The sequence below is a fragment of the Streptococcus mitis genome, from assembly GCF_946188615.1.
GTDB classification, from domain to species: Bacteria; Bacillota; Bacilli; order Lactobacillales; family Streptococcaceae; genus Streptococcus; species Streptococcus mitis_BZ.
This window is the reverse complement of record NZ_CAMHVK010000005.1, coordinates 17,980-30,413: the sequence shown is the minus strand read 5'-3', so window position 1 is coordinate 30,413 and position 12,434 is coordinate 17,980. Positions and strand designations below refer to the sequence as shown.

The following is a 12,434-nucleotide window of genomic DNA, read 5'->3' as shown; positions in this document are numbered from 1 at the left end:
TATGGACTTGATTTGTCAGGATATCCACTTTGGACTGGGAGAGAAAAAAATCCTCAAAGGAGTTTCTCTTAAGGTTGAAGGGAATCAATTTCACACGATATTAGGACCAAATGGAAGTGGAAAAACCAGCCTGCTTAAACTCCTCTATCGTCAGGAAAAGGCGGAAAAAGGCTTGATAAGCCTAGATGGAAAGCCTCTGGAGCATTGGTCACTCAAAGAAACAGCCAAGCAAATGGCAGTTGTCACCCAGTTTAATCAATTGCAGTTTGATTGTACAGTTGAGGAAATCGTCTTGCTGGGAAGAACTCCCCACCTCTCTTTTTTACAGAAGGAAAAGGAAAGGGATTATGCCCTCGTTCAATATGCTCTTGTCAAGGTGGATATGCTTGAGAAGAAAACTCGTCTCTATTCGTCCCTATCAGGGGGAGAGAAACAGCGAGTCTTGTTAGCCCGCGCCTTGGCGCAAGAACCGACTCTCTTGCTCCTTGACGAACCAACCAATCACTTGGATATCAAGTATCAGCTAGACTTGTTAGCCATTGTGAAGGAGCTCAATATCAATGTTCTAGCTGTCCTGCATGATATTCAACTTGCTTGTCGCTATTCGGATTATCTCTATCTGATGAAAGAGGGGGAAATCCTTTACCAAGGGACTCCAAAGGAGACCATCACCCCTGAGTCATTGCAAACTGTATATGGAGTTCAAAGTCAGGTGACTTGGACCGAGGATCAGCAAGCTATGATTCACTATTTATAAGAATGAAAAGGAAAACAATATGAAAAAAACACTAAGCATTTTACTCGTAACAGTAGCTACCTTAACTTTGGCAGCTTGTGGCAATACTACTACAGAAAAAGCTACCACACAATCTAGCACAGAAACAAGTCAAAAGGCTAAAGCAGAGACGACTTATCCACTAACGGTCAAAACCTATGACGCGAAAGGGAATGAAGTCGAACAAGTCTTTGACAAGGCACCTGAAAAAGTTATCACCAACAATCTTTCAACCACTGAAATCTTATTGGAGTTGGGGTTGAAGGATAAAATTGTTGGCATGCTCAATCCAGACAATGCTGTGACGGACAAATACAAGGACGCGATTGCGACTATTCCTCAAATTGGGGATAAAAAAACAGTCTCACAAGAGACAGTCCTTTCTTATGAGCCAGACGCTGTGATGGGTCGAAACATGATGTTTTCTGAAAAATCCTTGGGGACAGTTAGCACTTGGAATGAAAACAAAATCCCAGTTTATACGCAAAAAGCTTCTCTCTCAACAATTCAGCAAGATTTGGGGAATATCGTAGAAGATGTCAAAAATCTTGGAATGATTTTTAATGTTCAGGACAAGGCCAATGAATACGCGGCCCAATTACAAACTAAAATTGACGCTGTTAAGAAAGCAAATCCAGCAAGTCAAGGTGAAAAGAAAAAGGCTTTGATTATGGTTGCTTATAATGATGAAACCTTCGGTGCCTACAAGTCTGCTTTGCAAGAGAGCTTGTTGAACCAACTTGGTTATACAAACGTTGCTACGGGGACATCAGGCTTGACCTTGGAAAATCTCGTGTCAATGGATCCTCAATTGATTATCTATGTAACCAGCGACCGCAATAAAAAATTGGATGAAAAAGCAGTAGAGTTGATGAAGGCAAATGCTGTTTTGGAAAGCGTTCCTGCTATTAAGAATCAAAAAATCATGACCATCTCTTACGATGAATTGATGGACTATGGTCCATCAGTGATTGATTCCCTTGAGAAAATCAATGACTTTATCAATAAATAATGAGTTTGATTGGGAAGGAATTCAAGTCAAAATCAGCCTTCCTTCTAACTACGACCTCAATCAAACCTATCCGGCTATTTTATTGAATGATGGAAACTTGGGCTTCTTATCGTCCTTTTCCGAATCTGTGATTTTAGTGGGCTTGACCTCTAAAAATCGCCTAGATGACTACACTCCTTGGAAGACAGCTGCTCTGAGAGATGGAGCTCCAGAGTTTGGAGGTCAGGCCAACGTCTATCATGATCATTTATTTGGAGGTCTTTTAGACAAGTTGCAGTCGCTTTATCGCCTGGATGAAGCACGCCTTGCTTATGGAGGTTATTCACTAGGTGGTTTAGCGGCAGTCTACAGTCTTTTCAGCTTTGACAAGGTTTCCTGTGTCTTTTCGATCTGCGGTTCCTTTTGGTATCCTGATTTTGTGACTTACTGTAGGGAAGAAAAGGTGAAAAATTTGGACTGTTTGCTGTATTTACAGAATGGGCAAACAGAAGGAGCCAATCATAGCAATCGCTTGGCTCAAGCACCATCCTATGCTGAACAGATCCATACCAGTCTTCAGAAATGCTATCCGAATGGCCAGTTTGTCTTTGATCCTTATGGACACCATGAACAAGTAGCTGAGCGATTTCTAGTCTTTTCCAGCTGGTTGGCCCAAAAATGGAAAATCAAGTAAAAGAGTTATCCCTTGGCTTTTGCCAAGGGATTGTTATATTTTTTAACCAAGAGCCTCTCTCTTCTTATCTGGATTCCAGACGAAGCTTGCGATAAAGCTAAAGATGATGGTTAAGATAGCAAGGATAATGGCAAGGATGAGGGCAGGGATGCGGATAAACCACCAGAGTGGGTTCGGCTTTTTATTATTATGCCATTGTTTCGTTTCGTCGTCCAGACGTTGGAATTCTGCTTGTATACGATTGGCGACTGTTTCAATGCCCTCATCATTCATTTTCTTTATATCTGAGATATCAATTGGATTTCCAAAGTTCATATCGACACGTTCACGGCTAACCAAGCCCTTCAAAGTCATAGGACCTGTGTAGGTAACCGGCATGATACGGACCTTGGCCATTTTAGCAATCAGGGCTACGCCACCCTTGACATCGTTTGAGTGGCGGCTACCACTTGGAAACATGATGAGAGAGCGGTCACTTTTTTTGAGAACATTGATAGGATATTTGATGGCAGAAGCGCTAGGATTTTCCCGGTCGATAGGAAAGGCGCCACACATACGAATCCACCAACCAAAGATACGGTTGGTAAAGAGTTCTTTTTTGGCCATAAAGATGAACTGTTTTGGCTTGGTCGCAAAGGCCATATAAACAGGATCCCACCAGGTGCGGTGAGGCGCCACTAGGATATAATTTTCATCTTGATTGGGAATTTTATCAGTATTATGATAGTGGGCATTGCCATTGATGGACCATAGGAGCAATACAACCAATCCGCGTAAATAAGTATAAAACATGCGATCTCCTTCGATTGTTTTCTTGTTATTATTATACCTTATCAAAGGAGGGCTGGCAAACTTTTCCCTTGACTAGGTGCATATTTGGGATGAGATTAGAATTCTTTTAGAAAAAATGATATGATAGAGTTTATGGATAAAAATAAGATTATGGGATTAACCCAAAGAGAAGTCAAGGAAAGACAGGCTAAGGGCTTGGTCAATGATTTTACTGCTTCGGCCAGTACCAGCACTTGGCAAATCATCAAACGAAATGTCTTTACCCTTTTTAACGCTTTGAACTTTGCCATTGCTTTGGCACTAGCCTTTGTGCAGGCTTGGAGCAATCTGGTCTTCTTTGCTGTTATCTGCTTTAACGCTTTTTCTGGAATTGTGACCGAGCTGCGGGCTAAACACATGGTGGACAAGCTCAATCTCATGACCAAGGAAAAGGTCAAAACCATCCGTGATGGCCAAGAAGTGGCTCTGAATCCTGAAGAATTGGTGTTAGGAGATGTCATTCGTTTGTCTGCAGGAGAGCAGATTCCTAGTGATGCCTTGGTTTTGGAAGGCTTTGCGGAAGTCAATGAAGCCATGTTGACGGGGGAAAGTGATTTGGTGCAAAAGGAAGTTGAAGCCTTGCTTTTGTCTGGAAGTTTCCTAGCCAGTGGGTCGGTTTTGGCTCAAGTTCACCATGTAGGTGCAGACAACTATGCTGCCAAACTCATGCTGGAAGCCAAGACCGTTAAACCTATTAACTCCCGTATCATGAAATCGCTGGATAGGTTAGCAGGTTTTACTGGGAAGATTATCATTCCTTTTGGTCTGGCTCTCTTGCTAGAAGCCTTGCTTTTAAAAGGTTTGCCTCTTAAGTCGTCCGTTGTAAATTCGTCGACAGCCCTACTGGGAATGTTGCCTAAGGGAATTGCCCTTTTGACCATTACTTCGCTCTTGACTGCAGTGATTAAGTTGGGCTTGAAAAAGGTCTTGGTGCAGGAGATGTACTCTGTTGAGACCCTGGCGCGCGTGGATATGCTCTGTCTGGACAAGACGGGCACCATCACCCAAGGAAAAATGCAGGTGGAGGCTGTTCTTCCGCTGATGGAAGATTATGATGAAGAGGCTATTGCCAGCATCCTGACTAGTTACATGGCTCATAGTGAAGATAAAAATCCAACAGCCCAAGCTATTCGAAAGCGTTTTGTGGGAGAAGTTTCTTATCCTATGCTTTCCAATCTTCCTTTCTCAAGCGATCGCAAGTGGGGAGCTATGGAATTGGAAGGTTTGGGGACAGTTTTCTTAGGTGCGCCTGAGATGTTGCTGGACTCTGAAGCCCCAGAAGCCAGGGAGGCCTTGGAGAGAGGGTCACGTGTCTTGGTCTTAGCTCTCAGTCAGGAGAAATTAGACCATCACAAACCACAGAAACCATCTGATATTCAGGCTCTAGCCTTGCTAGAAATCTTGGACCCGATACGAGAAGGAGCAGCTGAGACGCTGGACTATCTTCGTTCTCAAGAAGTGGGACTCAAAATCATTTCTGGGGACAATCCAGTTACGGTATCCAGCATTGCCCAGAAGGCTGGTTTTGCAGACTATGACAGTTATGTAGATTGCTCAAAAATTACGGATGAGGAATTGATTACTATGGCTGAGGAGACAGCTATTTTCGGACGTGTTTCCCCTCATCAAAAGAAACTCATCATCCAAACACTGAAAAAAGCGGGGCATACAACAGCTATGACAGGGGATGGAGTTAATGATATCCTGGCCCTTCGTGAGGCGGATTGTTCTATCGTGATGGCTGAGGGAGATCCAGCGACTCGTCAGATTGCCAATCTGGTTCTCTTGAACTCTGACTTTAATGATGTTCCTGAGATTCTTTTTGAAGGTCGTCGTGTGGTTAATAATATTGCCCACATTGCACCGATTTTCTTGATAAAGACCATCTACTCATTCTTGCTCGCAGTTATCTGTATCGCCAGTGCTTTACTAGGTCGGTCTGAGTGGATCTTGATTTTCCCCTTCATTCCGATCCAGATTACCATGATTGACCAGTTCGTGGAAGGGTTCCCACCATTCGTTCTGACTTTTGAGCGAAATATCAAACCTGTTGAGCCAAACTTCCTCAGAAGATCCATGCTTCGTGCTCTACCAAGTGCTCTCATGGTTGTGTTCAGCGTTCTTTTTGTGAAAATATTTGGAAGTAGCCAAGGTTGGTCTGAGTTAGAAATTTCAACTCTACTCTATTATCTCTTGGGGTCAATTGGTTTCTTATCTGTATTTAGAGCCTGCATGCCATTTACCCTATGGCGTGTCCTCCTGATTGTTTGGTCAGTAGGAGGCTTCCTAGCCACAGCTCTCTTCCCAAGAATTCAAAAACTGCTTGAAATTTCAACCTTAACAGGACAAACATTACCTGTTTATGGTGTCATGATGTTGGTCTTTACCGTGATTTTCATCCTGACTAGTCGCTATCAAGCCAGAAAATAAAGAAAGGCTGCAATCTGTGGATTGCGGTCTTTTTAGGTACAAGATTGCCAGCTGAAATGTGGTATAATAAGAGGTAATAGAGTTTTGGAAAGTGAGAGAAAATGATTTCAAAGAGATTAGAATTAGTGGCTTCCTTTGTGCCACAGGGAGCTATTTTACTAGATGTGGGAAGTGACCATGCTTATCTGCCTATCGACTTGGTCGAAAGAGGAAAAATCGAAAGTGCCATTGCAGGTGAGGTGGTGGAAGGTCCCTACCAATCTGCAGTCAAAAATGTTGAGGCTCACAGCCTAAAGGAGAAAATCCAGGTTCGTTTAGCCAATGGCTTGGCAGCCTTTGAAGAGTCAGACCAAGTGTCTGTCATTACCATTGCTGGTATGGGTGGTCGTTTGATTGCTAGGATTTTAGAAGAAGGCTTGGACAAGTTAGCTAATGTAGAACGATTGATCCTTCAGCCCAATAATCGTGAAGACGACTTGCGTATCTGGCTACAAGAGAACGGATTTCAGATTGTAGCTGAAAGCATCTTAGAAGAAGCTGGCAAGTTTTACGAGATTTTGGTGGTGGAAGCAGGACAAATGAAGCTATCAGCCAGTGATGTTCGCTTTGGACCTTTCTTGTCCAAAGAGATCAGTCCAGTCTTTGTCCAAAAATGGCAAAAAGAAGCTGCTAAGCTAGAGTTCGCCCTTGGACAAATCCCTGAAAAAAATTTGGAAGAACGTCAAGTTCTAGTAGATAAAATTCAAGCCATCAAGGAGGTGCTCCATGTTAGCAAGTGAAGTGATTAACGTGTATGAAGCCTTTTGTCCTCAGGAATTTTCCATGGAGGGAGACAGTCGTGGTCTGCAAATTGGCACTTTGGACAAGGATATCCAAAGGGTCATGGTGGCTCTCGATATTCGTGAAGAAACGGTGGCTGAAGCCATTGAAAAGGGTGTGGACTTGATTATTGCCAAGCACGCGCCGATTTTCCGTCCTATCAAGGACTTGGTATCTAGCCGTCCGCAAAATCAGATTTACATCGACCTCATCAAGCATAACATTGCAGTTTATGTCAGCCATACCAATATTGATATCGTTGAAAATGGTCTCAATGATTGGTTCTGTCAGATGCTAGGTATCGAAGAAACGACCTATCTGCAGGAGACAGGTCCTGAACGTGGAATTGGACGTATTGGGAATGTTCAGCCTCAGACATTTGGGGAATTGGCCCAGCATGTCAAGCAAGTCTTTGGTTTAGATAGCCTTCGATTGGTGCATTATCAAGAGAGAGATTTGCAGAAGCCTATTTCAAGAGTGGCCATCTGTGGTGGTAGCGGGCAGTCTTTCTATAAGGATGCTTTGGCAAAGGGGGCAGATGTTTATATCACTGGTGATATTTACTACCACACTGCTCAGGATATGCTGTCTGATGGCTTGCTAGCCTTGGACCCAGGTCACTATATCGAAGTGCTTTTTGTAGAAAAAATTGCAGAGCTTCTTAATCAATGGAAAGAGGAAAAAGGCTGGACTATTGATATCTTACCTAGTCAAGCATCGACCAATCCTTTCCACCATATCTAGTTAGAAGGTGAAGACAATGAAAAAAGTTGCCATTATTGGAGCAGGGATTGTAGGTGCAACAGCTGTCTACTACCTCTCGAAAGAAAGTGATCTAGAAGTAACAGTCTTTGATCATGGACAAGGTCAGGCTACTAAGGCCGCAGCAGGAATTATCAGCCCCTGGTTTTCCAAACGCCGCAATAAGGCCTGGTACAAAATGGCGCGCTTGGGGGCTGACTTTTATGTGGATTTATTAGCAGATTTAGAGAAGTCAGGACAAGAAATCGACTTTTACCAGCGTTCGGGAGTCTTTCTCCTGAAAAAGGATGAAACTAAGTTGGAAGAACTCTATCAACTAGCCCTCCAGCGTAGAGAAGAATCTCCTTTGATAGGGCAATTAGCCATTCTGGACTCAGCATCAGCTAATGAATTATTCCCTGGCTTGCAGGAATTTGATCACCTGCTCTATGCTTCTGGTGGAGCGAGAGTAGATGGCCAACTTTTAGTGACTCGTTTGCTGGAAGCCAGTCACGTCAAGCTGGTCAAAGAAAAAGTGACTCTGATACCTTTAGCATCAGGTTACCAGATTGACGAAGAGGTGTTTGATCAGGTTATTTTGGCGATGGGAGCTTGGTTGGGACATCTGTTAGAGCCTTTAGGTTATGAAGTAGATGTTCGTCCCCAAAAGGGGCAACTCCGAGATTATCAACTTGCCCAAGACATGGAAGCTTACCCTGTTGTTATGCCAGAAGGGGAGTGGGATTTGATTCCTTTTGCAGGTGGGAAATTATCCCTAGGCGCTACCCATGAAAATGATATGGGATTTGATTTGACGGTAGATGAAACCTTACTCCAACAAATGGAGGAGGCAGCCTTGCCTCACTATCCAGTCTTGGCAGTAGCGACTTCAAGAGCTGAGCGTGTGGGAATCCGTGCCTATACCAGTGATTTCTCTCCTTTCTTTGGACAAGTACCTGGCTTATCAGGTGTCTATGCTGCTAGTGGACTAGGTTCCTCAGGCCTCACAACTGGTCCTATCATTGGTTACCATCTAGCTCAACTGATCCAAGACAAGGAGTTGACCTTGGACCCTCTAAACTACCCAATTGAAAACTATGTCAAACGGGTAAAAAGCGAATAAGCATTTTACTGAAATTTTATCCTACCCTCTAGGATGGCAAATGACATTCCCTATCAAAAATGGTAAAATAAGAAAAAATAATCTGAGAATCGAGGAAAGAAGATGCAAGAAAAGATTTTGGTAACGGGTGGAGCAGGTTTTATCGGAACCCACACTGTTATTGAGTTAATCCAAGCAGGTCATCAAGTTGTTGTGGTGGATAACCTTGTTAATAGTAACAGAAAAAGTTTAGAAGTTGTTGAAAGAATCACAGGAGTTGAAATTCCGTTTTATGAGGCAGATATCCGTGACACAGATACACTCAGAGATATTTTCAAGCAAGAAGAACCAACTGGTGTCATTCATTTTGCTGGCTTGAAGGCTGTCGGTGAATCTACCCGTATTCCTCTTGCCTACTATGACAATAATATCGCTGGAACTGTTAGTCTTTTGAAGGTCATGGAAGAAAACAACTGTAAAAACATCATTTTCAGTTCTTCTGCGACAGTTTACGGAGATCCTCATACAGTGCCAATCTTGGAAGATTTCCCACTTTCAGTGACCAATCCATATGGCCGTACCAAACTCATGCTTGAGGAAATTTTGACCGATATCTACAAGGCAAACTCAGAATGGAATGTGGTCTTGCTTCGTTACTTTAACCCAATCGGAGCTCATGAAAGTGGAGACCTAGGAGAAAATCCAAATGGTATTCCAAACAACCTCTTGCCATATGTGACTCAAGTAGCCGTTGGAAAATTAGAGCAAGTGCAAGTGTTTGGAGATGATTACGATACGGAAGATGGAACTGGTGTTCGTGACTATATCCACGTTGTCGATTTGGCTAAAGGTCACGTTGCAGCTCTGAAAAAAATCCAAAAAGGTTCAGGCCTAAACGTTTATAACCTTGGAACAGGTAAAGGCTACTCAGTTCTTGAAATTATCCAAAACATGGAAAAAGCGGTGGGACGTCCAATTCCTTACCGTATCGTAGACCGTCGCCCAGGGGATATCGCAGCCTGCTATTCAGATCCTGCAAAAGCCAAAGCAGAACTCGGCTGGGAAGCAGAATTAGGCATCACCCAAATGTGTGAAGACGCATGGCGTTGGCAAAGCAAGCATCCAAATGGATTTGAAGACTAAGATGGTGATGTCAATCATTGTCCCCTGTTTAAACGAAGAGGAAGTACTTCCTCTTTTTTATCAGGCTTTGGAAGCTTTACTTCCAGATTTGGAGACAGAAATCGAGTATGTCTTTGTCGACGATGGATCAAGTGATGGGACCTTGGAACTCTTAAAGTCCTATCGGGAGCAAAATCCGGCAGTTCATTATATTTCTTTCTCTCGAAATTTTGGCAAAGAAGCAGCTCTCTATGCAGGCTTGCAATATGCGACAGGAGATTTGGTGGTGGTGATGGATGCAGACCTCCAAGATCCTCCTAGTATGTTGCTTGAGATGAAAGCTCTACTAGACAAAAATGCAGACTTGGACTGTGTTGGAACACGCAGAACCAGTCGAGGGGGAGAACCCTTCTTTCGCAGTTTCTGTGCTAATCTCTTTTATCGTCTTATGCAAAAAATTAGTCCAGTAGCCTTGCCGTCAGGTGTCCGTGATTTTCGCATGATGAGAAGATCTGTAGTGGATGCCATTTTAAGCTTGACTGAGTCCAATCGCTTTTCGAAGGGACTCTTTGCCTGGGTCGGCTTTAAAACCCACTATCTGGACTATCCAAATGTCGAAAGGCAGGCTGGCAAGACCAGTTGGAGTTTTAGGCAACTCTTTTTCTACTCTATTGAAGGGATTGTTAACTTTTCAGATTTTCCCTTGATTATCGCCTTTGTGGCAGGTCTCTTATCTTGTTTTATTTCTCTACTTATGACCTTTTTTGTTGTAGTTCGAACCCTTATTTTGGGCAATCCGACATCGGGTTGGACCTCTCTGATGGCTGTTATTCTCTTTCTCGGAGGGATTCAACTCTTGACCATTGGGATTCTCGGCAAGTATATCAGTAAGATTTATCTAGAGACTAAAAAAAGACCACTTTATCTCGTCAAAGAAAAAAGTGACCTTCCTGATTTTACAGAAAAAAATAAAGAGAAAAGACTATAATTTTGCATGGAAATATGCTAAACTAGAAGGAGTGGAACGTTCTTGTCGATATCAGGGTTAATCTTTAATCAAGGCACGTGTTGGACAGTTTCTAACAGCTTCTACGACGTCCTGACTAGGAGAGATTTCTTTTTCTAGTTGGTCAGGGTCATCGTAAAAACGCACGATTCCATTATCGTGGTAATCAAATAATTCAGAATAAGTTTGGCAAAGCCCGCAGGCAATGCAGCGTTCAGGTATAAGTGTGATTTTCATATTTATATTGTAATAAGAAAAGTAAAAAAAAACAAGGAGTAAGGTATGGCAAAAGAACCGTGGCAAGAAGATATTTATGAGAATCAAGAAGAAACAAGATCAGAACGTCGCAAGAGAGAACAAGGTGGAGGAGTGCTGGCTAATCGTATCTTGACTATTTTAGCAAGTATTTTCTTTGTGATTGTAGTCGTGATGATTATTGTTCTGATCTATCTTTCATCGGGTGGGAGTAATCGCACAGCAGCCTTGAAAGATTTTCACGATTCAGATACAAAAGTAGAGCAAGTTTCTTCTACATCTAGTAGTAGTTCAGAGCAGGCATCTTCTAGTTCAGAGGAGAAGGTAGAAGAGTCATCTAGTAGCTCAGAACATCCAAATGATCCAGAAGGAACTACAAAAGTTATGGCTGGAGAAGGAGAAGCAGCTATTGCCGCTCGTGCAGGTATTTCAATTGCTCAATTAGAAGCATTGAATCCTGGACATATGGCTACAGGATCTTGGTTTGCAAATCCTGGAGATGTGATTAAGACTAGATAGGAGTCATAAATGAAGACGATTCAAATTGCTATCGATGGTCCAGCTTCCAGTGGTAAGAGTACGGTTGCTAAGATTATTGCTAAAGATTTTGGGTATACCTATCTAGATACAGGTGCTATGTATCGTGCAGCGACCTACATGGCTCTCAAGAACCAATTAGGAGTTGAACAAGTTGAAGAACTTTTAGCCTTATTGGACCAGCATCCAATCAGTTTTGGACGCTCAGAAACTGGAGAACAACTTGTCTTTGTAGGAGATGTGGATATTACCCATCCTATTCGTGAACATGAAGTGACCAATCATGTTTCAGCTATTGCAGCAATTCCTGAAGTACGAGAGAAACTAGTTTCTCTCCAACAAGAGATTGCCCAGCAAGGTGGGATTGTCATGGACGGTCGCGATATTGGGACTGTTGTATTGCCACAAGCAGAATTGAAAATTTTCCTAGTAGCTTCGGTAGATGAAAGAGCAGAGCGCCGTTACAAGGAAAATATTGCCAAGGGAATTGAAACAGACCTTGAAACTCTAAAAGAGGAAATTGCTGCGCGTGACTACAAGGATAGTCATCGTGAGACTTCGCCTCTCAAACAAGCAGAGGATGCTGTCTACCTTGATACAACTGGCTTGAACATTCAAGAAGTAGTTGAAAAAATCAAAGCAGAGGCTAAAAAAAGAATGTAGATGTAGAAAAGCCGATAGATTGATATCGGCTTTTTCTATATTTGTCAAAATGCTGATTTTAAGGTATAATAGTTGCTGTTCGAGAAATTTTGATTTTCAAAGAATACTGAATGATGATAAGGAGAAACCATGAACAACCTACCAAATTGCCCAAAATGTAACTCAGAGTATGTCTACGAAGACGGTGCCCTACTGGTTTGCCCAGAGTGTGCTTATGAGTGGAATCCTGCTGAAGTTGCAGATGTAGAAGAGGGCCTTGTTGCTATCGATGCCAACGGGAATAAATTGGCTGACGGTGATACAGTAACTCTCATCAAGGATTTGAAAGTAAAAGGTGCGCCAAAAGATTTGAAACAAGGGACGCGCGTGAAGAATATCCGCATCGTAGAAGGCGACCACAATATCGACTGTAAAATCGATGGCTTCGGTGCCATGAAACTCAAATCAGAGTTTGTGAAGAAAATTTAA

The 12,434-nt window shown here is 42.7% G+C and carries 14 protein-coding genes; 12 read left to right on the top strand and 2 right to left on the bottom strand.

The features are described from left to right. Position 1: 1 nt before the first annotated feature. Genes OCF95_RS05980 through OCF95_RS05970 form a run of 3 tightly spaced genes read left to right on the top strand, consistent with a single transcriptional unit; the run spans position 2 to position 2,460 of the window. On the top strand, positions 2–757 hold the full coding sequence (locus tag OCF95_RS05980; protein WP_223340679.1) for an ABC transporter ATP-binding protein: 756 nt from the start codon (positions 2–4) through the stop codon (positions 755–757). Positions 758–776: 19 nt separating this feature from the next. Beyond that, a complete protein-coding gene (locus OCF95_RS05975) occupies positions 777–1,787 on the top strand; it encodes an ABC transporter substrate-binding protein (RefSeq protein WP_223340680.1) in 1,011 nt (336 codons plus the stop codon). Beyond that, a complete protein-coding gene (locus tag OCF95_RS05970; RefSeq protein WP_261105064.1) occupies positions 1,768–2,460 on the top strand; it encodes an alpha/beta hydrolase-fold protein in 693 nt (230 codons plus the stop codon). Before OCF95_RS05975 ends, OCF95_RS05970 begins: the two co-directional genes overlap by 20 nt. A 42-nt stretch (positions 2,461–2,502) precedes the next feature. Here OCF95_RS05970 and OCF95_RS05965 read toward each other — a convergent pair whose 3' ends face one another. Continuing rightward, on the bottom strand, positions 2,503–3,252 hold the full coding sequence (locus tag OCF95_RS05965; protein ID WP_084925659.1) for a lysophospholipid acyltransferase family protein: 750 nt from the start codon (positions 3,250–3,252) through the stop codon (positions 2,503–2,505). 132 nt (positions 3,253–3,384) lie between these two features. Here OCF95_RS05965 and OCF95_RS05960 point away from each other — a divergent pair, with 132 nt between their 5' ends. The 6 genes from OCF95_RS05960 to OCF95_RS05935 all read left to right on the top strand — a co-directional run bounded on the left by OCF95_RS05960 (position 3,385) and on the right by OCF95_RS05935 (position 10,493). After that, positions 3,385–5,721: a cation-translocating P-type ATPase gene (locus OCF95_RS05960; protein WP_203180222.1), complete on the top strand. Its 2,337-nt coding sequence runs from the start codon at positions 3,385–3,387 to the stop codon at positions 5,719–5,721. Between the two features lie 101 nt (positions 5,722–5,822). Further along, positions 5,823–6,500 carry a tRNA (adenine(22)-N(1))-methyltransferase gene (locus OCF95_RS05955; protein WP_201058882.1) on the top strand — a complete coding sequence of 226 codons (678 nt, stop codon included), beginning with the start codon at positions 5,823–5,825 and terminating at the stop codon, positions 6,498–6,500. Further along, positions 6,487–7,284, top strand: a complete 798-nt coding sequence (locus OCF95_RS05950; protein ID WP_237447006.1) for a Nif3-like dinuclear metal center hexameric protein — start codon at positions 6,487–6,489, stop codon at positions 7,282–7,284. Before OCF95_RS05955 ends, OCF95_RS05950 begins: the two co-directional genes overlap by 14 nt. 16 nt (positions 7,285–7,300) lie before the next feature. Further along, the gene (locus OCF95_RS05945; RefSeq protein ID WP_261034846.1) at positions 7,301–8,404 is read left to right on the top strand and encodes an NAD(P)/FAD-dependent oxidoreductase; all 1,104 of its coding nucleotides are present in this window, start codon (positions 7,301–7,303) and stop codon (positions 8,402–8,404) included. A 102-nt stretch (positions 8,405–8,506) separates the two neighbouring features. Beyond that, entirely contained in the window at positions 8,507–9,526 is a 1,020-nt protein-coding gene (gene galE / locus OCF95_RS05940; RefSeq protein ID WP_049502394.1) for a UDP-glucose 4-epimerase GalE, read from the top strand. Between the two features lies 1 nt (position 9,527). Then, complete coding sequence (locus tag OCF95_RS05935; RefSeq protein WP_143953023.1) at positions 9,528–10,493, top strand: glycosyltransferase family 2 protein; 966 nt, start codon at positions 9,528–9,530, stop codon at positions 10,491–10,493. Between the two features lie 57 nt (positions 10,494–10,550). On the opposite strand, the gene OCF95_RS05930 is transcribed toward OCF95_RS05935, so the two are convergent. Beyond that, complete coding sequence (locus OCF95_RS05930; protein ID WP_004235080.1) at positions 10,551–10,748, bottom strand: ferredoxin; 198 nt, start codon at positions 10,746–10,748, stop codon at positions 10,551–10,553. 45 nt (positions 10,749–10,793) lie between these two features. Here OCF95_RS05930 and OCF95_RS05925 point away from each other — a divergent pair, with 45 nt between their 5' ends. From OCF95_RS05925 to OCF95_RS05915, 3 genes are all read left to right on the top strand, one after another. Beyond that, the gene (locus OCF95_RS05925; RefSeq protein WP_023946238.1) at positions 10,794–11,285 is read left to right on the top strand and encodes an SAG1386/EF1546 family surface-associated protein; all 492 of its coding nucleotides are present in this window, start codon (positions 10,794–10,796) and stop codon (positions 11,283–11,285) included. A gap of 9 nt (positions 11,286–11,294) precedes the next feature. Then, complete coding sequence (gene cmk, locus OCF95_RS05920; RefSeq protein WP_261105062.1) at positions 11,295–11,966, top strand: (d)CMP kinase; 672 nt, start codon at positions 11,295–11,297, stop codon at positions 11,964–11,966. Positions 11,967–12,095: 129 nt separating this feature from the next. Continuing rightward, on the top strand, positions 12,096–12,434 hold the full coding sequence (locus OCF95_RS05915) for a zinc ribbon domain-containing protein YjdM (RefSeq protein WP_001061596.1): 339 nt from the start codon (positions 12,096–12,098) through the stop codon (positions 12,432–12,434).

Bases quoted from the DNA above. Each gene is read 5' to 3' on its own strand.
- cmk (WP_261105062.1), top strand. From the start codon at position 11,295: ATGAAGACGATTCAAATTGCTATCGATGGTCCAGCTTCCAGTGGTAAG.
- OCF95_RS05930 (WP_004235080.1), bottom strand. From the start codon at position 10,748: ATGAAAATCACACTTATACCTGAACGCTGCATTGCCTGCGGGCTTTGC.
- galE (WP_049502394.1), top strand. From the start codon at position 8,507: ATGCAAGAAAAGATTTTGGTAACGGGTGGAGCAGGTTTTATCGGAACC.
- OCF95_RS05965 (WP_084925659.1), bottom strand. From the start codon at position 3,252: ATGTTTTATACTTATTTACGCGGATTGGTTGTATTGCTCCTATGGTCC.
- OCF95_RS05975 (WP_223340680.1), top strand. From the start codon at position 777: ATGAAAAAAACACTAAGCATTTTACTCGTAACAGTAGCTACCTTAACT.
- OCF95_RS05955 (WP_201058882.1), top strand. From the start codon at position 5,823: ATGATTTCAAAGAGATTAGAATTAGTGGCTTCCTTTGTGCCACAGGGA.
- OCF95_RS05970 (WP_261105064.1), top strand. From the start codon at position 1,768: ATGACTTTATCAATAAATAATGAGTTTGATTGGGAAGGAATTCAAGTC.
- OCF95_RS05935 (WP_143953023.1), top strand. From the start codon at position 9,528: ATGGTGATGTCAATCATTGTCCCCTGTTTAAACGAAGAGGAAGTACTT.
- OCF95_RS05960 (WP_203180222.1), top strand. From the start codon at position 3,385: ATGGATAAAAATAAGATTATGGGATTAACCCAAAGAGAAGTCAAGGAA.
- OCF95_RS05945 (WP_261034846.1), top strand. From the start codon at position 7,301: ATGAAAAAAGTTGCCATTATTGGAGCAGGGATTGTAGGTGCAACAGCT.
- OCF95_RS05950 (WP_237447006.1), top strand. From the start codon at position 6,487: ATGTTAGCAAGTGAAGTGATTAACGTGTATGAAGCCTTTTGTCCTCAG.
- OCF95_RS05915 (WP_001061596.1), top strand. From the start codon at position 12,096: ATGAACAACCTACCAAATTGCCCAAAATGTAACTCAGAGTATGTCTAC.
- OCF95_RS05925 (WP_023946238.1), top strand. From the start codon at position 10,794: ATGGCAAAAGAACCGTGGCAAGAAGATATTTATGAGAATCAAGAAGAA.
- OCF95_RS05980 (WP_223340679.1), top strand. From the start codon at position 2: ATGGACTTGATTTGTCAGGATATCCACTTTGGACTGGGAGAGAAAAAA.